A 25,334-nucleotide genomic window follows, 5' to 3' on the forward strand; every position below is an offset into this window, starting at 1 on the left:
CCTTGCTCCCTGACAGCGTCCAATTCCCCGAGGAGGCCCGCTGGGTCTTCTTCGCGCTGATCGGCGAATTGCCGTTGCAGGCGTCCTCGGACATGGCGTACGGCAACCGCGAGCCGTACGAGGACAAAGCTGTTCAGCTGATGCAACTCCGTGACCGCATCACGGATCTGGTCAACAAGGTGGACGGAGCCCTGCCGCCGGACGTGGCCGCCCGCTACAAGGAGGCGATGGCCACCCTCACCGACGGCCGGGGCTCCGACACCATGTCCCAGTTCGCCAACAGCCTCAATCAGCTCGGTGACAATCGCGTCAAGCACTCCAGAAACATCATGGAGGGCAAGTGGGAGCTGATCGCCGAGGCCATGCTGCTGCTGGTGCAGTTGGCGATCATCGCGGCGCTGTCCTTCTTCACCGGCGGTCTCTCCTTCACGGAGACCGCCATCGCGAAGGCCCGGACCACGGTCGCGCTTCTCACGATCATGAATCGGCTGATGAACCAGTCGAAGCTGATGCCGACCTTCAGCGAGGCGATCCAGGAGGCGTTCGTCGCCTTCGCGGTGCGGATGGCCATGCTGGCGATCAACAGCGGCCGGCGCCGGCCGATCGGCATCGACTGGGGCGCGATCGGCCGGGCCGCCGTCGTCGGTGCCTTCGCCGGCTTCTTCAGCTCGGTCATCGGCGACACGCTCGGGAGTGTCTTCAAGAACCAGTTCAACAACTTCGGCGACAACAAGTGGGGGATGTTCGGCGGGGAGATCTTCCGCTCCTTCACCAGCGAGGGCGTCGGCGAGGGCACCGCCGAGTTCGTGACCAACGGCCTCTACGACGGTCGCTGGGAATTCGACCCGATGGCCATGGCGGGCGGTGGCCTCAGCGGGGTCACCGGCATGTTCATCTTCGGCGGCGCGGTCTACGTCACCCAGGGGATGAACAACAAGTTCTTCGACGGCCGCAACATCTTCTCCAGCCAGAACAACAAGACGCCGGGGCCGGACTCCCCGCTGTACACCGGCGGTTCCTCCGCCGGCCCGGGGACGAACGGTGTCGTCACGACGGACACCACCACGACGACCACCACCGACTCCACCGTCAAGCCCGGGCCCACCCCGCCCCCCTTCACCGTCTCGCCCGCGAGCCTCCCGCCGACCACCGTCACGGGGGACCTCAACTCCCCGACGCCGAACGGGTTCATGGACCAGGGGGCCGGCGGGAACGGGAACCTCGGGCTCGCCCCGTCCGCCGGCCCGTACGGCCCCTCCGGCCCGTCACCGGATTCCGACACCGACTCGGTCCGCAGCGTGGGCTCCACCACCTCGTACACCGGTTCCGACACGGGAACGGACATCACCAACCCGGCCGACTACGGGAACACCGGCCCCGTGACCCCCGGTGCCGTCCCCGGCGCCGGGTCGGCCACCACCGGCGGGACCACGGGCACGACCGGCACCACCGGCACCACCGGCAGCACGGGCAGCGGCAACACCGGCCTGGGCGGCGCCGGTTCGGCCAAGACGGGCGGCACGGGTTCCCTGGCCGGCGCGGGCGGCGTGCCGCGCGCCGGGAGCACCCCGGCGGCCCCGCCCGACACCTCGTTCACGACGCCGAAGCCCGCGACGTCCCGCACGCCGGACCCCGTGTCGGACTTCACGCCGGACGTCACACCCGACGTCACACCGCTCCCCGATCCTCTCGACGGCATCCCGCCGAACGGCCTCACCGGGGACGGCTCCCCGGCCACCACGGACACCCCGGGCACGGCCCAGCAGCCCGGCACCGATTCCCGCCCGGGCACCGACTCCCGCTCCGGCGCCGAGCCCGGGACGCGGCAGAGCGGGGCGCCCGGCGGCGCCCAGGACACCCGCAGGGACGCCGATGCCCAGCCGCAGACCGTCGGCGGTCCGGACGAGGCGCTCACCCCGGACCCGGCCACCGAGGACGGCGCGCAGCCCGCCGCGACCCACCAGGCCGTCACCGACACCGCCCGGGAGCCGGTCCGTCCCGAGCAGTGGCGGGGACGCCAGCAGCAGGTGGTCCCCACCACCGTGCACACCACGGTGGTGGCCCCGGCCACCGACGAGATCACGGCGGAGACGGAGACCGGCCCGGCCGCCGAACGGGACACGGCCGCCACGGACACCGTGGTCCGTACCGAGGTCCGGCGGGTCCAGGCCGACGACGGCCGCTGGGTGCGCAGCCTCACGCTGGACCTGCCGGTGCGGCTGGGCGAGGGCTTCCCCGCGGACGGGCTGCCGGGGTTCGAGGAGCGGATACGTGCCCTGCTGCACCGTCAGGTCAACGACGGCATCGTGCTGCCGCGCTCCGGCGACCAGCTCCACATCGACCTCAACCTCGTGCACGACCCGGGCCACCCGGAGGCCGTCGAACTGACCACGGTGGACCCGGCGGACACTGTGACCACCGCGGGCCCCATCACCACGGCGGACCCCACCACCACGCCGGCCTCCGACCAGTTCCACCTCCGGCTGCTCCCCGAGGACCCCGCGCTCGGCCCGGCCGAGCGCGACCGGCGCGTGGCGCGGAACGACACCACGGCGCTCCGGCAGATCCTGCGGTTCGCCGGGGTCACGCCCGACCCGGTGCGGGACACGGCGGATCTGCCGGGCCCGGCCGTGCCGCCGGACCGGCTCCGGACCGTGGAGGACCTCACCGACACCGGCCCCGCCGCGCCCGCCGCGACGGACGGCCCCACCGTCACCGGCGACCTGACCCCCGCGCCGGGCCGGCCCGCCACCACCACGTCCCGCGACCTCGCCGATGACCCCACGGCCACCGGCCCCACGGCCACCGATCCCGCCCCGCCCCCGGGTGCGCTCCCGGCCACCGGGGGGCCGCGGCTCCGGCCCGGACCGGAGCGCCGGGTCGAGATACACGAGGCGCCGCCCGTGGAGGAGCGTTCCGCCGACGTGCCCGAGGAGTCGGTGGCCTCCGGCTGGGGCATGCCGCGCGACAACCACCTCCGGTTCCAGGGCTTCGCCGACGGGCGGGACCTCGTCATCGACGTGCGGGCCACCAATGTCGACTCCCTGAGCTGGCTGGTCCGCGGCGCGCTGCCGAAACCCGCCGAGATCAAGGCGAAGACCCTCACCGAGCTGGACGTCCGACTCGGGGCGCGGGCGGAGAACCGGGGGCTGGTCGGCTTCTTCGACCCCGTCCTGCCCGAGGGGACCACCGACCGGAGCCTGCTGGACCGCTACGGGCAGCGGCGGCGGGAGTACGAGGTGCTCCGCGCCGCCATGGCCCGGCTGGAGCGGGCCGGCCGGTACCGGACGGTGGACGGGGTGGTCCACGCGGTTCTCGACGGTGGAGAGCACCGGCCGCTCACCGGCGACCACGACATCTTCCGGATCACCCGGCTCGACGGCACGCCCCTTCCGGCGGATGAGTACGAGGCGCTCATCGCGGAGATGAAGGAATCCGGCATGGGCGTCATGCACGGGGCGCTCCTCCAGTGGAACCCGGACGACGACTTCGGCCGGGAGATCTACGAGACGATCGCCACCGCGCACCAGGAGCGCCACGGCGACCAGCAGGGCGAGCCGCTGCTCCGCTTCGTCGCCCGCCGCCGCTCCTCGACCGTCGCGTACGCCGATTCGCCGCCCGTCACCCCGCCGGGAACGTCTGCGGGGATCACCCGGCCGTCCACCACCGGCGGCCCGGCCCCGGAGCCGGCGGCCGAGCCGGTGGCGGCCCCGGCGGCGCCTGCGCCGGAACCCGGCACCACCGGTACGGAGAGCACCGTCCCCGCGCCCGTCACCTCCGCGGAGACGGCCGCCACCTCGGGGACCACGCCGGAGACGGCTGCCACGCCGGCCACCGCACCGCTCCTCGTGCCGGTGCCGCCGCTCTCCGACGACGCGCGGCTGGACGTGGGCCGCCGGTTCGCCGGGCTGCTGCGGGACCTCGGCCACCCGGCGGTGCTGGCCGGCGGGGCGCGGGGCCGGGTGCTCTTCGGCAACCCGCGGTCGCTGGGCATGCTGGAGTTCCACCTGCCCACCTCGCCGGTTCAGCTGGCCGGCGCCCTCAACCAGGCCGTGGCCCGGGAGTTCCCCGGGGTCTCGCCGAACGCCCTGCGGGTGGGCACGGACGGCCGGACCCTGACCGGGACGATCCAGGGCGCGGGCATCACCCTCGGCATCGGCGGCCCCGCCCCGGCGGTGGCCCCCGGCGCCGGTCCCGCCACCGGAGGGCAGGACGCCACCGCCCGCCCCCAGGACGATGCCGCCAGCGCCACCACCACCGAGGTCCAGGGCTTCACCGTCCCCACGGTGGCCGTCTCCCTGGCCGAAACCGCGTACGCGCTGGCCGTCGGAACCGACCGGAAGCGGCACGCGCGGGACCTGTTCGACCTGGCGTGGGGGCTGTCGCGGAACCCCGGTGCGCTCACCCCCGATCTCCTGGAGTCGCTGCGTGGCGCGGACTACCGTGCCGGGCGCCCGGCCGGGGCCGCCCCCACGCTGACCGTGCGGCTGAGTGAACTGCTGGACCAGTCCATGCTGAACCTCGGCGCCCGCGAGGCCCGCGAGAACGCCTGGGCGGCGGCCGGCGGCCGGGCAGGTGTTCCCGCGGGCCCGGTCGGGCTCAACGCCCAGCTCATCACCGCCTGGTCGGCGTTCGGCAGCACGCCGGAGGACCTGGGCCGGCTCCACGACGGGCTCACCGCCCTCGCGGACACCCTGCGCGCCACCGAGGCGGTCCGCACCGACCCGGTACGGAACCTGGCCGGGCGGTTGCCGGGCCTGCCGGAGGCGGCCCGCGACCGTGAGATCGCCCAGCTCACCGCCGCCGACCGCGAGCGGCTGGCGTCCGACCCGGTGCTCGCCGACACGCTGCGCGACACCCTGGAGCGGGACGAGTTCGCGCGGACGGCGGCGCAGCTCATGGTGCAGGTGCCGGACGGCGTGGAACAGCCGGTGTCGGCCCGCGCGGAGGTGCGGCGGCTGATCGCGCCGATGCTGCGGGACCCGAAGATCACGGCGGAACTGCTGAAGAGCGGTGCCCGGGTGCTCGTGGTGCCCCGGGGCGAGGCGCTCACCACGCTGGATCCGTTCCGCGATCTGGCGGGGATCACCACGAAGGACGGCCGGACCTGGGACACCGTGCGCGGTATCGGCCGGCGGACGGCCGGGGTGACGGAGGAGAACCTCCTCGGCGAGACCACCACCGTCCCGGGCACGCAGCCCTCCTACGTGGACGGTTACTCCAGCACCGTCCACGAGTTCGCGCACACCATCCACCAGTTCGGCCTGAGCGCGGCGGAGCAGCGGCTCGTCCGCGAGACGTTCGAGGACGCGAAGGCCACCTACGGCACGCTGTGGCCGGACGGGGTGGAACACGGCACCGGCGCCGACGGCCGCCGCACCGAGGCGAACTACTCCAGCCGCGACGAGTACGAGTTCTTCGCCCAGCTCTCCACCGTCTGGTTCGGGGCGAACCACGGCACCGACCCCTTCACCGGGGAGCGGCGGCACAACGGCGGGCCGGACTGGGTGCGCCGCCACTTCCCGGAGCTGCACCCGCTGCTGCGCGGGCTCTACGGGGACGGCCCGGCGGCCGGTACGGCGGACCGGCCCAACCCGGTCGACGCGGTCCGGGCCGAGAACGAGGCCTTCGAGGGGTTCCGCGCCCTGTGGGACATGGCCGAGGGCAGCCACGTCCCGCAGCCGCACACCCCCGCGCCGCCGCCCGCGCCGTCCCTCTTCGAGAGCTTCGCCGAGAGCCAGGGCCTCACCTTCGGCTCCCTGGGAGACATCCTCGACTCGTCCGGCCCGTTCACCCCCGCGGCGCCGCCCGGCCGGAACTCCGCGCAGGCGCTGGCGGGCGTCCTGGTCGACGCGCTCGGGCGGCGTGCGACGGAGGACCGCCGCCGCTTCGAGCAGCTCGTCACCGCGCTGGGGATCCTGGACCGGGCCCGGGTGGGCGACCCGCGGCTCGGCTCGGGCCCGCTGAACCTGGACCGCCTCACGCGGCGGGTACTGCACCAGGGCCGCAACACCCGGCTGACCCGGGAGCTGCACATCCAGGCGCTCTCCGTCGCGGCCTCCGCCGAGCGGCGGGGCCGGGCCCACAGCCTGGCCGCGGTCGCGGCGTACCACCTGGAGATATCCGGTGCCTACGGGCCGGCGACGGCGGTGACCGGCGTCGACGGCGGGATCACGGGCCGGAACTGGACGGGGCGGGACGGGCTGAACCTGCTCACCGACCGGGTGGGTGAGGAGATCGGGACCCAGCCGCTCGTGACACGGACCCCGCTCTGGGGCACCCGCGCCCACGCGGCGGTCGCGACGCGCACCGACGACGGCCGGTACTCCGTCACGCCCGGTCCGGACGCCGCCGCTCTGGAGATCAGCGAGGACGAGTTCGTCGAACTGGTCATCCACGACCCGCAGCGGAACGCGGCCCTGCCCACGCTGCTGCTCATCCAGGACGCCGAGAACCGCACCGAGTCGACGGCCCGGAAGGTGGCGGACCGCACCGGGGTCTCCGCCTGGTCCACGGACGGCCCCTTCCGGTTGCAGCCGGAAGGCCAGTGGTTCTACCCCACCCTGGCGAACTCCGAACCGGGCACGTACCCGACCGGCATCTGGATCCCCAGCGACCCGGGGCTGGTGCCCGACGACCCGGACGCGTCCTTCCGGGGCCCGGACGGGGGCACCGTCCGCGACGACGACCTGGAGTCGTACTCGCTGACCACGGCCGACGGGCGGTGGCTGACGGGGCGTTCCTTCCTCAACGCGCAGGACCACGCGCTGCGCGAGGCGGACCTGCGTCCGCTCTCGGCGGTGCGGCACTACACGGACTGGTACATGGGGCTGCCGGGGGTCGACAGCGACCGGCAGAGCGGCCTGCTGCCGCTGCCCCAGGCGCTGGCCGGCTCCTACATCTCGGTGGGCCACGGCCAGCGCGGCACCGTGTCACTGCCCCGGCTCTCCACCGGCGGCAACCACACGGTGCGCCCCAAGGACCTGGGGCGGGTGCTCCGGCGGCGGAAGAGCCTTCAGCGGCTTCCCGCGGACCGGCCGATCTGGATGCTCTGGTGCGAGCTGGCCATGCTCGTGCCCGGGCGTGACCGGCTGGAAACGCCCCGCGCGGCCCAGGAGGTGTCCAATGCCGCCCGGCGGACGGTGTGGGCCTCCGACGCGCAGATCGGGACCGCCGCCGGGCGGGGCACCACGCCACCGCGGCTGATCAAGTCCGACGACCCGGACCGGCCCGCCTACGGCTTCCACCAGTTCCACCCCGAGCCGCGCGACGCCGAACTCACCGCCCTCGCCGACCTGGGCGGGATCTCCAGCCGCCTCCCGGACCGTACGGAGCGGGCGCTGCGCTGGGTGCGGGCGCTGCGCGAGACCCACGGCCCGGACATCGACTCCTCCCCCGGCCGGGCCGCGGAGTTCCAGAACCTGATCCGGGGCTTCGGCGCGCTGGAGACCCTGCGGACCCGTGCCCGGCACAACTCGGACACCGGGCCGCTGCGCTGGCGGTCGCTGGCGCGCATCGTCGGCGACTACGCCGAGGGCCAGGGCTGGGGCCGGGAGATGACCGCCAACGCCCTGGAACACGTGCTGTACCAGGCGCAGGTGGGCGGCCTGTCCGACCGGGCCGTGCGGGCCCCCGCGGCTCCGCCGGCCCCGGCGGCGCCGCCGGACCCGAGTTCCGGTTCGGGTATGTCCTGGCAGGCCCTGTCGGACATCGTCCTCCAGACGCTCGGTTCGGGGGCGATGGCGGACCCGAACCGGTTCCACCAACTCGTCAACTCCCTCGCGGTGCTGGACCGGGCCCGCGCGGGTGACCCGCGGTTCGGCTCCGGGCCGGTGGATCTGGCGGGCCTCACCCGGCGGGTGCTGCACCTGGCCCCCGGCACCCCGCTCAACCAGAACCTGACCGTCCAGGCGCTGTCGGTGGCCGCTTCCGCCGAGCGGCGTGGGCGGGGTGGCAGCCTGGCCGCGGTGGCCGCGTACCACCTGGAGATATCCGGTGCCTTCGCGCCCTCGACGGTGCTGACCGGCCCGGACGGCGGTACCACGGGCCGGAACTGGACCGGCCGGGCGGGGCTGAACCTGCTCACCGACCGGGTGGGGGCGCAGAACCAGGCCGGGCAGATCACGGAGGGTACCCCGCCCTGGGGCGGCCGGGCCCACGCGGCGGTCGCTCAGCGCACCGACGACGGGCTGCTCTCGATCGACACCGGGCAGGGCAACTCGCTGGAGATCGCCGAGGACGAGTTCGCCGAACTGGTCACCCACGATCCGCAACGGGACCGGAGCCTTCCGGTGGTGCTGCTCATTCAGGACGAGCACCGCCGCACCGAGCCGCTGGCCCGGAAGGTGGCCGACCGCAGCGGGGGCCGTGCCTGGTCCACGGACGGCGACTTCCGGTTGCAGCCGGCCGGCAGCTGGCGGTACCCCGCCCTGGCCAACTCCGACCCGGGGAACCAGCCACAGGGCACCTGGATCCCGAGCGATCCGGGGCTGGTGCCCGACGACCCGGACGCCGAGGTCCGGGCTCCCGGCGGGCTCACCTTCACGGAGGACGACGTCGAGTCGTCCACCCTGACCACGGCCGACGGGCAGCGGCTGACCGGGCGTTCCTTCCTGAACGCGCGGGATGTGGCGATGCAGGAGCAGGCCCTGCGGTCGCTGTCCGCGGTCCAGCACTACACGATCTTCCAGGAGGGGCTGCCGGGCGTATCCGCCGACCGGGAGAGCGGTCTGCTGCCCCTGCCGCGCGCGCTGTCCGACTCCTACATCGCGATGGGCCACGGCGACAGCGGCCGTGTGACGCTGCCCCGGCGCTCCACCCGCGCCAACCAGATGGTGCGCCCCCGGGAGGTGGGCCGGCTGCTCCGGCGGCGCAAGAGCCTGCGGCAGCTTCCCCCGGACGCGCCGATCTGGATGCTCTGGTGCGAGCTGACCATGCTCGCGGCGGGGCGCGACGCGCTGGAATCGGTGCCCGGGGCCCAGGAGATCTCCGATGTCACCGGGCGGACGGTGTGGGCCACGAACGCGCAGCTCTCGGTGTCGGCCGCGGAAGGGGGCATGCCGCCGCGCCTGATCCAGTACGACAACCCGGACCGGCCCGTCTACAGCTTCCGCGAGTTCCGCCCCGAGCCGAGCACCTCCACCCTGGCCGGCATCGCGGATCTGGGCGGGCTGCCCGCGCACGTCCCGGACCGCACGGAGCGGGCGCTGCGCTGGGTGCGGGCGCTGCGCCAGACGCACGGGGCGGACATCGACTCCTCCCCGGCCCGGGCCGCGGAGTTCCAGAACCTCATCCGGGGCTTCGGCGCCCTGGAAACGCTGCGGACCGGCGCCCCGGGCAACCCGGACACCGGGCCGCTGACCTGGCGCTCGCTGGACCGGATCGTCGGCGACTACGCCGAGACCCAGGGCTGGGACCGGGAGGTCACCGCCAACGCCCTGGAACACGTGCTCTACCAGGCGCAGGTGGGCGGTCTGTCCTACCTCTCGGTGACGGCGCCCGCGGCTCCGTTCGCGCCGGCCGCTCCGCCGGAGACCGGCCTGCCCGACCTGGGCGCGGGGACGCGCACCACGGACGCCGGTGTCCGGACGACGGTCACCACCGGTACCGGTCCGGAGACCACGGGCCCGGTCACCACGGGCGAGGAGGGCACCGCGCCCACGGACGACCCGCCCCCGCCCGCGGAGCCGGACACCCGCGAGCTGTCGGACTACGTCCGCACCCAGGGCGGCCAGTACGACGGGCACCTGGGGCTCGTCGTGCACGAGCCGACCCCGGACACCGTCCTGGACGGCCTGCACCGGCAGATCGTCACCGCGCTCGGGGCCGACCCGGCCGGCACCGACGGACGGGATCTGCTGCGGCAGCTCGGCGGGGTGCTGACCGCGGAGACGATCGAGCGCCACCGGCCGTATCTGCGCAGCCGGCGGGGCCACCGGATCACCCTCCACCACAACGGCCGGGACCGCACGGTGGACATCCGGCTCGCCCACACCGACGTCCGGAAGTCGGAGAAGTACGAGGCGGGGGTGTCCGCGCCGCCCCCGGCCCAGATCGAGGCGTCGGGCGAGGGCGGGCAGACCTTCCAGGACGGGGAGAGCTGGGGCAACTTCCGCAGCGGCACGGTGCCCTGGGACGCCATCACCCCCGACACCGGCGAGGGCGCCATGCGCCTGGGGATCTCCACCCTCACCCTGTCGGCGACCCACAACCAGCTCGCCGAGTCCGTCACGGTCGGCGAGACCTTCCAGGTCACCAGCAAGCAGCAGGCCGGGGACCCGGGCCACCCGGTGGACTTCGAGGGGCTGTGGCAGGTCCGGGTGGACGCGCCCCGCACCGACCCGACCACCGGCTGGCAGCACCCGCGGTCGCACGGCACCCTCACGGCCTGGTACCCCGAGCACCTCGCCCTCGACGACCCGGACGCCGGGGCGCTCCCCGCGGCCGCCGGGCTGGACGGGCTGCCGCTGTGGGGCGTGGACAGCGTGGCCGAACCGCGGCGGCTGCTGGACGAACTCCTCGCCGACCCCGCCTTCTCCGTGCTGGAGGGCCTCTCCGCCAACTCGAAGAGCGCGCTGGAGGGCTTCCTCTCCGAGCAACTGCTGCGCGGCACCGCCCACATGCAGCGGGAGGGCGGCGTCTTCTCACCGACGCTGCTGGACGCGGGCGGGAACGCGATCGGCATGTTCGGGCTCACCGCGCGGATCGATCCCGGTGAGCCGACCCGGCAGAGCAAGGACGGCAAGTCCGCCCTGGAGACCTCCCTGGCGCACGCCTCCAGCGTGGACCGGATGGCCAAGCTGACCAGTGGTATCGGCGTCGAGGGCCGCGGCGGCCCGATGTTCACCACCGACCACGCCGAGGGGCACCCGGACGCGGCCTCGGTCTTCGGCGGCACCCTCGCCGGCAAGGCCGGGGCGAACTGGCAGGTGAACGAGGGGCTGAACGTCACCGGCAGCGCCACGCTGACGCACGGCCTCTCCACCAAGAAGAGCCATCTGCTCGCCCCCGCCCGGGTCACCTACGAGCTGACGCTGTACCGCGCCGGGGGCGGCGAGGTCCGCGGGACCTTCGGGCCCTGGGCGGACGGACTGCGCCTGCGCCAGGCCCGTCAGGACACGGCCGAGGGCCACGTGCCGGCGGCGGACGAGGTGCGCGGGCTGCCCGAGCACCTGGAGAACCTGGACAGCATCGGCATCTCCGAGACGCCCCTCCGCGTCGACGGGGCCGACCCGCTGTTCGACCGTGCGGAACGCTGGCTGCGGCAGGAGGGCTTCCTGCCGCCCACGGACCACCGGGCCCGGCGGGGCTCGCTCGGCCTCGACGAGCCGCTGGTCCTCGCCCAGCTGGAGAACCTGCGCCGGCTGAAGCAGATGCGCTCGCGGTTCGGCCTGGCCACCTCGGCGCCGGACACCGTGGACGGCGGGCACCCCGTCTGGTTCGACAAGCCCGGCGTGGTCGCCGGCTCCCGCCGGGTGCAGCTCCGGTTCTCGGCCGAGCGGGACGCCGCCCGGCGCTCGGAGCACACCCGGCGGCTGCCCGACGTCGACCACGGCGGCTCCAGCTCCGCCGCGACCGGCGGCACCCGCCAGCGGTCCACCGCGCTCAGCGTGATCGGAGGGACCGGCGGCGGCTTCTACGTCCCGATCGCGGACGGCCTCTGGTCGCTGAGCGTCGGCCCCGACTACACCGCGACCGGGCAGATCATCGACGCCCCCTCGGCCGGCGACACGGTCGGCTACGACCAGGGCGTCGGGGCGAGCGAGGGCGGCAGCGACCTCTTCCGGGTGCCCGCCAGGCTCGCCCTCGACCTGTACGAGGGCGACAGCCGGACCCCGTCGGTCCGCTTCGGCGACGACCCGGCCACGGCGGACCCGGCGGACGGCGACGGGACCACGCCGGGCACCAGCGCCACGCCGGGCACAGCTGCCACTCCCACGGTGACCGACACCTCCGTGGCGCTGCGGGACCTGACCGACCCGCCGCACACCGTCCGCGGCAGCGTCACCTTCCTGCTGCCGCACCACCGCACCCGCGCGCCGGGCACCGGCCTGCCGGCCGCCGGCCCCGCACGCGGGCACGTGATCCGCCGGCTGGTCACCGACGGCGGGCCGGCCGACGACCGCGCGCGGCTGGAGCTGGTCGACGCGGAGGGCCGGCCGCTGCCGGGTGTACTGCGGCTGCCGGACGGCGCCGTCATCGACTCCTTCCGGGGCACCGCGGCGCTGACCGAGGCCATCGAGCGGATCGCGGCCGGGACCTACCCGGGCAGCCCGGGCCCCGGCCCGCTGGCCCAGGCCGCGCGGCGCGCCTCGGACACCCTCATCGGCGTCGCGAACACCGCGCGGCGCGGTTCGGACCTGGTCAAGCGGGCGCTCCCGGAGCGGCTGAACGCCGCCGTGAACCGGGCCGGGGCGGTCGTCAACTGGGCGGCCACCCCCGTGACCTGGGCCGCCCACGCCTCCGCCGAAGGGGCCGCCGCCACCTACAAGTGGACCTCCGTGGCCGTGGCGGGCGCCACCCTCAACGACCCGGGCACCCTCGCCGCCGAGACCCGCTACGACGGCATCCGGCCCGCCCAGCTCATCTCCCGGGCCCAGCAGATCCTCCAGAGCGCGTACCCCGTCGAGTTCCTGACGCTGCCCGGGATGGCGGCGGACCAGGTGATGACGGTGGAGATCCAGGGCTATCTGCACCACCCGCGCCACCTGGGCTCGGAGAAGCTCCAGTCCGAACAGGGCGTGTCCACCACGGACGCCGCGAAGTGGCAGCGGTCCTCCGCCCTCACCCACCAGGGGAACTTCTCCGCCACCGGACTGGAGAAGCCCGGCTACCCGATCGAGGAACGCGCCTACCAGTCCAACCCGGGCCTGCGGTACGGCTACTCCCGCCGCGCCGAGCGCGGGCAGGGGCTCTCCTCCGCCACGAAGACCGCGAGCGCCGGGAAGGCGGACGGGGTCCACCACCTGATCGGCAGTGACGTGACCCTGCTGGTCACGGTCCGCTCGGGAGTGCGCAACGTCGTCGGCAACACCGTGGGCCTGGGCACCCACCCGCCGGTGACCGTGGCGGTCGACGTGGCCGGCGCGGTGACGCTGCTGGTCCCGGAGGGAGCGCTGGCCCGGTACGCCGCCTGGTTCCGGGGGGTGACGGGCATCCCCGCCGCGCCGTCGCTGCCCGCGCCGAGCGCCCCGCTGCCGGACGGTTTCGCCCGTACCCGCCGTCTCGGCAACGCCACCGTCCTGTCCGTCACGCAACTCGACGACGTGGTGAACCGGCGCGAGCGGCGGGACCGGCTGCGCCGGGAGCTGACCGCGGTGGTGGAGGCGGAGGCGCCGGGTGTCACCACCCCGGGGCACTCTTCCTATCTGGCCGGCGTGGTGACCCGGCTCGCGGGCCTCGCCGAGCCCTCCGCGCTGCGCTCCCTCCCGACCCGCGGCCCCGACGGCCCGCTGCGGCTCCACTTCCTGCACGTGGCCTACGGCGGCGCGCGCCTCGTCGAGGTGACGGTGCGCGCCGAGCCGGTCATGCAGACCCCCGCCCTGCGGCGGCTGCTCGGCCGCCCCGTGGGCGAGAGCGGCGGGCTGGAGTGGTCGCAGACGCGCAACGCGGACGACCCGGCGGACTTCGACACGATCACCGGCACGCACCAGGCGGCGTTCACGCCCGTCTCCCGCTACCCCTCGCCGGGAACGGCCACCCGCATGGACCGCCAGGGCCCGTCCTTCGGCCTGTCCGCGGTGCGTTCCACCACCCGGCGCTCGGAGACCGCCACCGAGAACAAGTTCTGGCAGCGGACGAAGAACACCGCGGACTTCGACGGCGTCGACTACCTGTTCACCGGGACCGTCCGCTCGCAGCTCATCGGTGCCTGGCCCGCGAACATCCCCGGCGGCCTCATCCAGGGCGGCCTGCTCAACCTCTCCGGTCTCGACGGCGACCTGCTGCGGCGGACCAACGACTGGCTGCGGCGCCTGCTGAACGGGCGCCCCGAGCGGACGGTGACGGTCCCGGCCGCCACCGTGGTCCGCTTCGCCGGATCCGAGTCGGCGGCGTCCGCCGGCCGGGGCGGCCCGCGTCCGCCCGCGCTGCTGGACCGGGACCCGCTGACCCTGTCGGCGCGGGAGGCGACGGAGCTGGGCGTGGTGCCGTTCCCGCACGGCCCCGCGCTCGCGCCCCAGGCGCCCACCCTGGTGACCGACTTCGACGCGCTGTCCCAGCTCGTCCGGGCCCTGGAACAGGTCGCCCCGGCGCTGACCGCGTCCTGGGGGGTGCCGGCCGGCGCCTCCTCACAGGCGACGGCCACCCGGCTGAGCGAGCTGGTCCGGGAGGGGAGGATCACGGTGGGCCGGACGGCCGCCGGGGCCGGCCTGACCCCCGGGATGCCCGGGAGCTGGCCGCTCCAGAGCTCCACCACCCCGCCGTCCCTGGACATCAGGCTGTACAACCCGCGCCCCGTCACCACCGCGGAGGACATCGCCGCGGACCGCGCCACCAAGCGGACGGTGTCCTCGTCGACGACCACCTCGGCCGGCAATGCCTTCACCTGGCTCCACCAGTCCACCCAGCACCTGCCGGCGGCCACCCCGAACTTCCTGACGACCAACTTCCCCGTGGCGGCGCAACAGCCCCGCACCACCTCCTCCGTGGCGAGCGTGACCGCCTCGGCCACCTCACGCCTGCGGACCGGCACCGACACCAAACCCGACGACGGTGACGGTGACGGCGCGCGCACCTACGAGACCCTCGTCGACGGCGTCGTCCGGGTGGACGGCCCCAACGGCACCCGGTGGGTCACCGGCACCGGCACCATGCGCCTGGCCGAACGGGACGTGCTGGGCTTCGGCGTCACCCCCGCCCGCCCCGCCGCCGGCCTCTACGACGTGCCCGCGATGCTCGCGGACCAGCCGGCGGAGGACCTGCGCGACTGGGCCCGCCACCCCGTCACCGACCTGCCGCGGGTGCTCGCCGGCGGCCTCGGCACCGGGGACGGCACGGCGCAGCTCTGGCTCGCCCTCGGCCCGGACGCGGACGGGGCGCGCCTGGCCCGCGCCCTGTACGTGGCCTCCCGTACCGCCGTCGAGGCCGGCCGCCCCGTGGAGCTGGTCACCCGGGGCGACGACGGGGCGCCGCGCCACTGGCAGTTCACCGCCGGGGGTGCCCTCGCGGACGTCACCGCCGCCACCCGCGGGCCCTGGACGGCGCTGCGCGCCGCCGTCGACGCCCACCGGGAGGCGCTCGCCGGCCAGGAGCGGGCCGCCGCCGACGAGCAGCGGCTCACCGCGGACCTGGACCGTGCCCGGGAGGTGCTGCACCGCTCCGAGGGGAACCTGCTGGAGGCCGTCGCCGACCAGGGGGCCGCGGCGGCGGCCCACCAGGACATCATCCGGCGGGTGCGGCCGGCCCGGGCCCGGGCGGAAGCCGCCGTCCGCAGGGCGGAGTCGGCGGTCGCGGCCGCCGAGCGCACCCTCCGCGACGCCGAGGCCCTGCCCACCGACGAGCAGGTGGCCGAGGCCCGGCGGACCTGGCGGCAGGCGCGGGCGGAGGCCGACACCCTCGAACGCGCCGGGCAGAGCGCGCTGCCGCGGGAGCTGGCGGAGGCCCGGCGGCGGGCCGAGAGGGCCCAGGAGCACTGGACGGATCTGCGGGACCGCAACAGCGGCCGGGAGACGGCGCTGAGCACCGCCCGCACCGGGCTGGCCACCGCCCGGGCGGTGGACGGCCGGACGCGCGCGGAGTGGACCCGGGTGCGGAACGGGACGGAGGCCGCCGTGGCCGCCGCGCGCCGGGAGGAACGGCGCGCCGACCGCGTCGTCGCCCGCCGGACCCGGTTCCGCGACGACAACCGGACCCGGCTGGAGGAGATCCAGCAGACCCTGCGCGACGTCCGCCGGGAGCGGCAGGACCGGACGGCGCAGCAGGGCGCCGCATGGCGGCGGCTGCCCGGTCTGGCCACCGCGCTGGACGCGGCGCGCCGCGCGGACCCGGCCGGCCGGACGGAGGCGTCCCACGGCACCGCTCCCGCCGGTTCCACCACCGGTTCCGGCGTCAATTCCGGCACCGGCACCGGCTCCACGGCCGGCCGTTCCACCACGGCGACGGAGTCCGCCGTCCCCCGGTCCCTGGTCACCGGCCCCGGCGGCCGGGACCCCGGCGCCGTCCTCACCCGCGAGGGGCTGCTGCGGACCGTGCGCCGGGTGGCGGGCCGGGAGCCCGCCGGCGGGCGGCTGTCGCTGGAGCGGTGCCTGGAACTGCTGCGGGACCTGCGCGCGGAGCTGTACCCGCGCGGGGTGCGCCCGGCCGTCGCCCTGGACGACTCCGCGATCGGCCGCAGCACGGCGGAGTCCTCCCTGGCGGAGGGGCCGGGCTGGGGCCGGGCGCGGTCCTGGGACACGGTCCGCGCCGCCGTCGCGGCGGCCGGGCCCGGCTCGGTGGCGTTCGTCCTGGCCCGCCGTCAGGGCGAGGCGCCGGGGCACGCGTTCGCGGCGTACCACCTCGGCGGGCGCGACGGCGTGATGTGGGTGGACGTGGCCGCCGGGCCCGCGAGCGCCCTGTCGGCGTTCCCCCCGGGGATCGCGCCGTCCGACGCGCGCGCCGTGGTCATCGGCCCCGGCGGGCGGGTCGTCGCGGACGCCCTGCCGGGCTTCACCACCGCCCTGGACTCCGCCGGCGTGCTGGCCTCCCTCGACGCGCCGACCGGGCGCCTCTACGGCGCAATCGGCCCGGAGTCGGAGGACCGCCACCCCCTGGACGTCGGGGGGTCGAAGAAGCTCGTCCAGGGGACCCTGCTGGCCGAGGGGCCGGGCCTGCGGATCGTCACCGACACCCTCAACTTCTGGGACACCGCCGACGGCCGGACCCACCACCCGCGCCCGCGGGTGGCGCCGGGTGAGCCGCAGCCCAAGGGGTGGGGCCAGCACATCCCCGAGTTCGTCATCGACGAGATGGGCGTCCTCCCGGGGGAGCAGCGGCAGTCGCCGCAGGAGGCGCTGGACCGCATGGAGGCGGCGAAGCGGGCGCTGGCGACCACGGACCTGCTGGGGAGGCCGGTCCCGCTCGCCGAGCTGCTGGCGCCCCTGGGGGGCTGGACCGTCACGGAAGAAGGCGCGAAAACCGTCGTCCACCCGGCCGCGCTCGGTTTCGACGGCCGGGCCTACACCCAGATCACCGTGGGCTACCCCGCGGCGGGCCTGCGGGAGTTGCAGGACTACGCGCTGACCCGGCTGGCCCAGCCGGCCTTCCGCGACGTGACGTTCAGGGCGCGGAACTTCGGACTGGCCGTCACCGCGGCCTTCGCGGGCCGCGCGAGCGGCCGCCGGGTACCTCAGGAGATCGCCCCGTTCCTCTCCGCCATCCCGGACGTGGACGAGGTGTGGGGCTACGCCTGGCTGGCGTTCCAGCAGGTCGCGGCCGACCCCGTACGGCAGGTCTTCACCGCGATGCCGGATGACCCCTTCGCCGCGCCCCTCGTGAAGAACCTGCTGCCGACGGCGTCGCGGAACCCGCTGGCCGCCCTCCGGCGCGCGCTGCGCCCCGGCACCCGCGCCTATTTCGACCGGCACCACGACGAACTCACCGGGGACTTCCTCACCCACGTCGCCAATACGCTGGAGTCGTACCGGAAGCGGCTGGCCCCCGGCTACACCGTCCCGCCCGCCTTCTTCGACACCGCCGACGAGGACTCGCCGGCCCCCCGCGACCATCTGACGGCCGCGCTCACCGGGCGCACCGCCGAGGGCGCGGAGATCGGCCAGTACTACGCCGTCGGCATGACCGACTACACGTCGCTGGACACCGACGCGGGCCGGCTGCGGGTCGCGCTGCTCCTGCTGGAACTGCGGCATCTCGGCTTCACCAGCCAGTACATGAGCTCCGAGGAGATCCGCCGCGCCGTCGACGAGCTGACCGCCTTCAGCCGCGGCGCCTACCACCGGGCGCAGCTGCACCCCCTTCCGCTCAGCGAGGAGGTGCTGGCCGAGTCGATCCGGCGGATCGCGGACGACCCGGTGGTGCGGAAGGTCTCCAGGTTCCTCATCGTGGCGTCGATGACCGGCATCGGGCAGCCCGGCGGCGAGAGCAGGACGCCGCTCGCCCTCGGGGACGCCCAGCAGATCGCGACGGACCTCGGCAACCGCGCCCTCGGCGCGGTGCTGCGGGCCGACCTGGCCACCCTGGTGCGGCTGCGGGAGGTCGTCGCCGAGGCGTTCGAGCTGCTGCCCCGGGTGCCGGCCCACCACCAGCAGCTGGCCAGGGAGATCTTCACCGACGCCGCCGAGGCCCTGGACATCCTCGCCGACCCCGCCGCGACGCCTCCGCTGATGCCCTGGCCGTTGCAGGTCACCGCCGTGGACGGCACCGGCATCGCGCCGGACCGGATCGCGGTGGTCACGCACCGGGACGGGGACGGCGACCCGGTGGGGCTGTCCTCCCGCCCCGCTCACGAGCTGCGGGAGGCGGGCCGGCAGACCTACGGTCTGCTGCCGTACACGAAGCAGTTCACCACCGTGGCGTGGCAGCAGGGCGGGGGACCGCTGGAGAGCGCCCCGCAGCCGCTGCCGTTCGACTCCGCCTTCCTGCTGGGGATCGGCGGCGGCCCCGCGGTCGCCGTGCTGACCCTGACCGACGGTTCGGCCGCCGCCTTCACCCCCGCCCGGCTGATCGACGCGCTCTTCGCCGTCGCCCCCGGCCTCACGGCCCAGCCCTCGGAGACCGCCGCCCTCGTGGTGGGAGCCGACCTGGCCGGGCCGCCGCCGCACGACCCGCTGGACCAGCCCCTCGCCGGCCAGGTGCTCGCCAACGGCCTGGACCGCTGGGTGTGGACCACCGCGAGCGGGCAGGAGCCGGCGCTCGTGGCCGCCGACGCGTACCAGGGGGCGCGGTTCCGGCTCACCCAGGGCGACGACTGGGCCGGCTTCCGCCCCGAGCCGTCCACGGCCCAGCTCGGGCGGCTCGCCGAGCGGTTCACCGGCGACCGGCGCAACGCCCCGCAGGTGCTGCGCTGGGTGCGGGCCGTCCGCCTGGTCTACGGGCCGCAGCTGGAGAACGACCGGGCCGCGTTCGAGGCGCTGCTGACCGGCTTCGCCGCGCTGGAGCGGACCCGCGCGCAGGCCGCCGCGCCGTCCCCGCTGAGCTGGAACGAGCTGCGGTTCTCGATCAGTTCGTACTTCGCCTCCCAGAACATGGCCGAGCCGCCGTTGGCGATGGCGCTGCCGTTCCTGCTGATCTCCGCGGCGGGCACGGCCGGCATGGACCTGGAGCTGTCCCGCTTCTCCCTGGTGCCCCGGCACCACAGCCCGCGCGCCCTGGACACGGCCGCCCCGGCCGGCGCGATGCTGTTCGCGCCGCCCCCCGGTGGCGGGCCGGTCACCACCGCGCCGCCGTCCGCGCTGCCCGCGCCGCCGCCGCTCTCGGGCTCCTTCACCGGTCCGGGCGACCCCCTGCTCGCGCCGGAGACCCTGCTGCGGGGCCCGTCGGGCCGTCCCCAGGGGCGGAACTGGACGGGGTCGCCGGTGAGCCGTGTGCTGCCGCTGATGACGGGGGTCATGGAGATCCGGACGGGCGGCCGGGAGACCACCTCGGAGAGGATCGCGCCGTGGCCGGAGGACGCCTTCGTCGTCTGGGCCGACGGTGCCGACGGCCGGGCGCGTACGACCGACGGCCGGGTGCTGGACGGTGAGGGGATCGCCGAGGCGCTGGCCGCGGACCCCGAACTCGCCCGGCTCCCCGCGGACGTCCGCGTCGTGCTGGTGCTCTCCGGCGCGGGTGCGCGGGAGCTGAGCACGCTGCGGGCCGTGGCGACCCGGCTGGGGCGCCCGGTGTGGGGTCCCAGCGGTGGGGCGCGGCTGGTGGCGGTCACGGAGCTGGACCTGGACGGGGGCCCGGACATCGACGGCCACCGGGCCGTGACCGTCGACACCGATCCGGAGCTGCCGGTCCCCGACTGGGTGCGGTTCGACCCGCCGGCGGTCACGCTGCCGTACGAGGACCGGCAGTGGACGGCGCTGGACGGCTTCTCGTTCCGGGACAGCCAGGTGTCCAGCCTTCCGCTGGTCTCCACGGCGCACGCCCGGTTCGGGCGGATGTCGATCGCCCCCGGGGACAACCTGCGGCGGCGCGTCCAGCTGATGCGCGCCTATCCCGGCGCGCGGGAACTGCTGCACACCAACTTCGCCGGCGGCCGGGGGCGGCCGGTCGCGTCCGAGACGATCACGCCGGACCGGGCCGTCTACACCTGGGCGTCGCACGGCTTCCCGGGACGGGTGGGTCTCGTCCTCCTGGACGGCCGGACGGTGTGGCTGGGCAAGCGGGACGCGGCACGGTATGTCGCGGGCCTGCGGGAGGTGCGGGAGCTGCCGCCGGGGCACAAGCTGGCGGCGGAGGTCTGCTGGGGCGCGACGGACGGCGACCCCACCCGGGAGTACGGCATAGGGACTCCCGCGCCGCACGTGGACGACCCGCTGGGCGAGGTGCCGTTCGGCCAGCATCTGGCGAACGAGAGCGGGCGGGAGACCACGGCGGCCACCCGGCCGACGGGGATGGACGACCGGGGCCGTGTGCTGACCGAGGCGTTCAACGGCGAGCGGGGGCGGCTGGTCACCTTCCGCCCGGAGCCGTCGGGCGCGGCGCTGGACGCGCACGCGCGGACCGCGGGCCTGCACACCGGGCCGGGCGAGGCGCCGGCGGACGTGCGGGAGACGGCGCTGCGGCTGGTGCGGGCCGCGCGGCAGGTCTTCGGCCACGCCATCGAGGACGACGGGCCCCGCCACACGCGGGTGCTGGAGGGCCTGGGCGCGCTGGAGCAGATGCGCGCCAACGACCCCGCGCTGCGTGTCGTCTCCGCGCTCCGGCTGGACATGCTGGCGTTCCACGCCCGGCAGCACTCCGCGGGGTCCTCGGACGCGGCGGCCCACCTGGCCCTGCTGGACGCCGCGCGGGACCGGCTGGCGGCCGACCCCGGCGCCCGGCTCGGCCAGGCGTTCCCGCTCCCCCTCGTCGTGTTCACCTTCCAGCAGATGAACACGCTGGGAGTGGACTTCGTCCGCGGCATGCTGGGGGTCCCCGCGCAGCAGCCGGTGACCAACGCCCAGCGGGCCAGGGCGTTCTGGGCGCTGGTCCGCGCCGCCGAGTTCCAGACCCAGCTGGTGCCCGTGGCGGACCGCGAGCCCCTGGCCCGCCGCACCCTCCACATGTCCCCGGGCGACCCGTGGGACCGCGATCGGCAGACGTACTACTGGGGGCTGGCGGCGCGGGCCCTCATCGACGGGGTGGACATCACCGACGCCGACCAGCTGGCCGCCTTCCACCTGGAGGTGAACGGCGCCTTCCGGTCGGGCCGGCTGCTCAAGCAGAACGGGAGCGTCCAGGGCGTCAACTGGAGCGCCACCCCCGCTCCCGCCGGAATCGACCCCGGGGCCGTCCACCGTGTGATCCCCGGGGGCGCCCAGGGGACCGGCGGTCCGGCCACCCGGGCCGAGATGCCGCCGTGGGCCCGGCCCGGAAGCGTCAGGTCGCTGCTGTACGTGGTCGACACCGGCCAGGGCGGCACGGTGCGGCTCCAGAACCCCGGACTCGGCCCGGTCTCCATCTCCGAGGGGGAGTACCTGGCTCTGCTGGACCGGGATCCCTCCCTCAGGATCACCAGGACGGAACATCCGGTGATCTTCGTGACCACCGGTCCGGGAAACCTGGGAGGGCTGGCCCAGCGGTTCTTCGACCGCACCGGCCGCCCGGCCATCGGCTACAGCGCGCCCATGGTGCTGGCCCCCACGTCCCCCGGCGGCCCGCTCTCCATCCTCGTCCTCCCCGACCCGGCCACGGGGGCCCCGGGGCGCTTCATCGGCGCCGGCCCCCAGAACCAGGCCCAGACCCCGGCGGCGGGGCCCGCCGTCACCTTCGGCCAGGGGCCCGGCACCGCCACGGCGGGCCCGGTCCTCGGGGGCCCGGTCCTCGTCGACCCCCTCCTCGCGCCGGAGACCCTGCTGCGGGGCCCGTCGGGCCGTCCGCAGGGGCGCAACTGGACGCAGTGGTCCGCGAGCCGGGTGCTGCCGGGGACCGTGCGGGTCGTGGAGACCGGCACCGGCAGGCCGGTGATCGCCTCCGAGGGGAAGGCGCCGTGGCCGGAGGGCTCCTACGTCGTCTGGGGTGACGGGGAGAACGGCCGGGCGCACACGGCCGACGGCCGGGAGCTGGACGGCGAGGGGATCGCCGAGCAGCTGGCCGCGGATCCCGAACTGGCCCGGCTGCCCGCGGATGTCCCCGTCGTGCTGGTGCTCTCCGGCGCCGGCGACCAGGACCTGGACACGCTCCGCGCCGTGGCGACGCGGCTCGGGCGGACGGTGTGGGGGCCCCGCGGCGAGGCGCGGCTGATGGCGGACCCGGACCCCGCCGCGGGCGGGCACCGGCCGGTGCTCGTCGACGAGGGTGACGCCGAGGTGCCGACCGGCACCTGGGTACGGTTCGACCCGCCGGCGGTCACGCTGCCGTACGAGGACCGGCAGTGGACGGCGCTGGACGGCACCTCGTTCAGCGACAGCGACGCGTCCAGCCTCCCGCTGGTCTCCGCCGGGTACGCCAGGTTCGGCCGCGCGTCGCTCCATGGCCGGCTGCGGCTGTTCCACCGGCTCATGCGGGCGTATCCCGAGTCGAGGATGGTGGAACACGTCGCCCGCTCCGGCTCCGGTCAGCGCTCCACCGGGATCGAGCAGATCACGCCCGCTCCGGCCTCGTACGTCTGGGCGTCGCACGGCATGCCCGGCGCGGTGTCGATCGCCCTGGGGGACGGCCGGACGGTGTGGCTGGGCAAGCGGGACGGCGCGCGGTACGTCGCCGGCCTGCGGGAGGTGCGGGAGCTGCCGCCGGGTCACACGCTGACGGCCGAGGTCTGCTGGAGCGCCTCGGACGGCGACCCCCGGGTGGGCGTGAACGAGTGGCGTCCCGCGCCGCACGTGGACGACCCGCTCGGTGAGGTGCCCTTCGGCCAGCATCTGGCGAACGAGAGCGGCCGGGAGACCACCGCGGCCACCCGGCCCACGGGGATGGGCAACCGCAGCCGGATGCTGATCGACACGCCCGGCGGTGAGCGGGGGCGCCGGGTCACGTTCCGCCCCGAGCCGTCCGGTGCGCTGCTGGACGGGTACGCGCGGACGGCGGGCCTGCACACCGGGACCGGCGAGGCGTCGCCGGAGGTGCGGGAGACGACGCTGCGGCTGGTGCGGGCCGCGCGGCAGATCTTCGGCAACACCATCGAGGACAGCGGGCGCAGCCACGCGCGGGCGCTGGAAGGACTCGGCGCGCTGGAGCGGATGCGCGCCAACGACCCCGCCCTGCGCGACCTCACCCCAATCCGCATGGACATGCTGACCCTGTACGCCTGGCAGCACGCCGGGAACTCCTCGCGGGCGTACGCCTCCCTGCTGGACACCGCCCGGGACCGGGTCGCGGCCGCCCGCGACGCCCGGCTCGGCCAGGAATTCCCGCTGCCCGCCATCGGGCTCGCCCTCGATCAGTTCGCCACCGAGGGGCCGGACCTGGCGCGGACCGTCGTGGGGCTCTCCCCCGGGCAGGAACTCACCCGGGACCACCAGGCTTCGGCGTTCTGGGCGCTGGTCCGCGCCTCCCAGTTCCTCCACACGACGATGGACCCGCAGCGGCTCGAAGGACTGGGCCGCCGGGTCCTGCACCTGCCCGCCCACCGGCCGTGGGGCGAGAGCGAGGGCCGGCACCTCTGGTGGCTGACCGCGCGGGCCCTCGCCGAGGGGGTGGATCCCAGGAACACGGACGTCCTGGCGGCCTTCCACCTGAAGGCGACCGTGGCCTTCACACCGGAGCGTCTGCTCCTGCGGGACGGGCAGGTCCAGGGCGCCAACTGGAGCGGGGCCGCCGCGCCCGCGGGGATCGACCACAGCGTTCTCCAGCAGGTGATCCCGGGGACGCAGCTGACCGGTGGGCCGGTCACCCAGGCCGTCACTCCGCCGTGGGCCGGTCCCGGACGCCCGGAACCGCTGCTGTACGTGGTCGGCACCGACCAGGCCGGCAACGCGGTGCTGAACCTGCCCGGCCTCGGTCCTGTCCCGCTGGCCGAGGCGGAGCACGTGGCGCTGCTCGACTTCGACCCCATGCTCGCCACCATGCCGCTCGACCGGCCGGTGGTCTTCCTGACCACCGGGCCCGGGAACCTGGGGCAGTTCGCCCAGTGGTTCCACGACCGCACCGGCCGCCACGCCTTCAGCTACAGCGCGCCCATGGTGCTGACGCCGATGTCCGCGTCCGGCCTGCTCTCCGTCCTCACCCTCCCGGACCCGGCCACGGGAGCCCCCGGGGTGTGGACCACCGCCGGCCCCATGGCCCCGGCGGGCGGGCAGCCGGCGGCGCAGCCCGTCGTCACCTTGGGCCCGAAGCCCAAGGACAAGACCGGTACGCCGGACATCGGGTCGCTCTCGTTGGGCGAGGGCAGCTCGTTGGCTGCGGGGACGTTGCTGACGAGTGCGTCGGGTGGTGTGCGGGGGCGTAATTGGACGAGTGAGAAGGTCCGTCAGGTGCGGTTGGGCCGGGTGCGGGTGTTCGAGGAGCGGCCTGGTTCGGCGTTGCGGGAGGTGTCGGAGGGGGCGGCGCCGTGGGGTGACGCGGCGTGGGTGGTGTGGGCCGGCGGGGACGCGTCGGGTGTGCGTGGTCCGGACGGGCGGGTGCTGAGCGCGGAGCAGGTGGCCGCGGAGCTGGCGGCGGATCCGGAGCTGGCGAAGCTGCCGAAGGATGTTCCGGTGGTGCTGGTGGTGCCGGAGGCGGCGAATTCGCTGCATCTGGGGCTGTTGCGTGCGGTGGCGAACCGGTTGGGGCGGACGGTGTGGGCGCCCAGTGGTGAGGGCCGTCTGGTGCGCCGTGCGAAGCAGCGTGACCATGTGCTGGCGCTGGTGGACACCGATCCGGAGCGGCCGGTGGGTGCGTGGGTGCCGTTCCAGCCGGCCGCGGCGGGCATTCCCACGGTTTCGGTGGTGGACCGGCAGTGGACGGGGCTGGATGGCACCACGTTCCGGGACTCGGGTGTGGGTTCGCTGCCGTTGGTGTCGGATCGGGGTGAGCGGTTCGGGCGGATGTCGCATGCGGATGACGCCCGGGTCCGTGAGGAGTTGTTGCGCTCGTATCACCACGCGAGTGTGCTGACTCACATGATGCCGACCGGTGGCAAGCCGGTGGTGATCAGTGAGGTGGCGCGGCCGGTTTCCGGTCCGGATGGTCCGGCTGTTTACACCTTTGTGGCTCATGGTGTGCCGGGTGCTGTGGAGATCGGCTTGGGGGTGGGCCGGTCGGTGTGGCTGGGTTCGGCGGCCGGTGGTCTGTTG

1 protein-coding gene is annotated in these 25,334 nt (G+C 75.4%); it reads left to right on the plus strand.

The window, feature by feature from the left end; all coding sequences use genetic code 11:
- Positions 1 to 2: 2 nt before the first annotated feature.
- On the plus strand, positions 3 to 25,334 hold a 25,332-nt coding region (locus HCK00_RS21270; RefSeq protein ID WP_168103616.1), incomplete at its 3' end, for a lonely Cys domain-containing protein.

Source organism: Streptomyces zingiberis, assembly GCF_012034935.1.
Taxonomy (GTDB): domain Bacteria; phylum Actinomycetota; class Actinomycetes; order Streptomycetales; family Streptomycetaceae; genus Streptomyces; species Streptomyces zingiberis.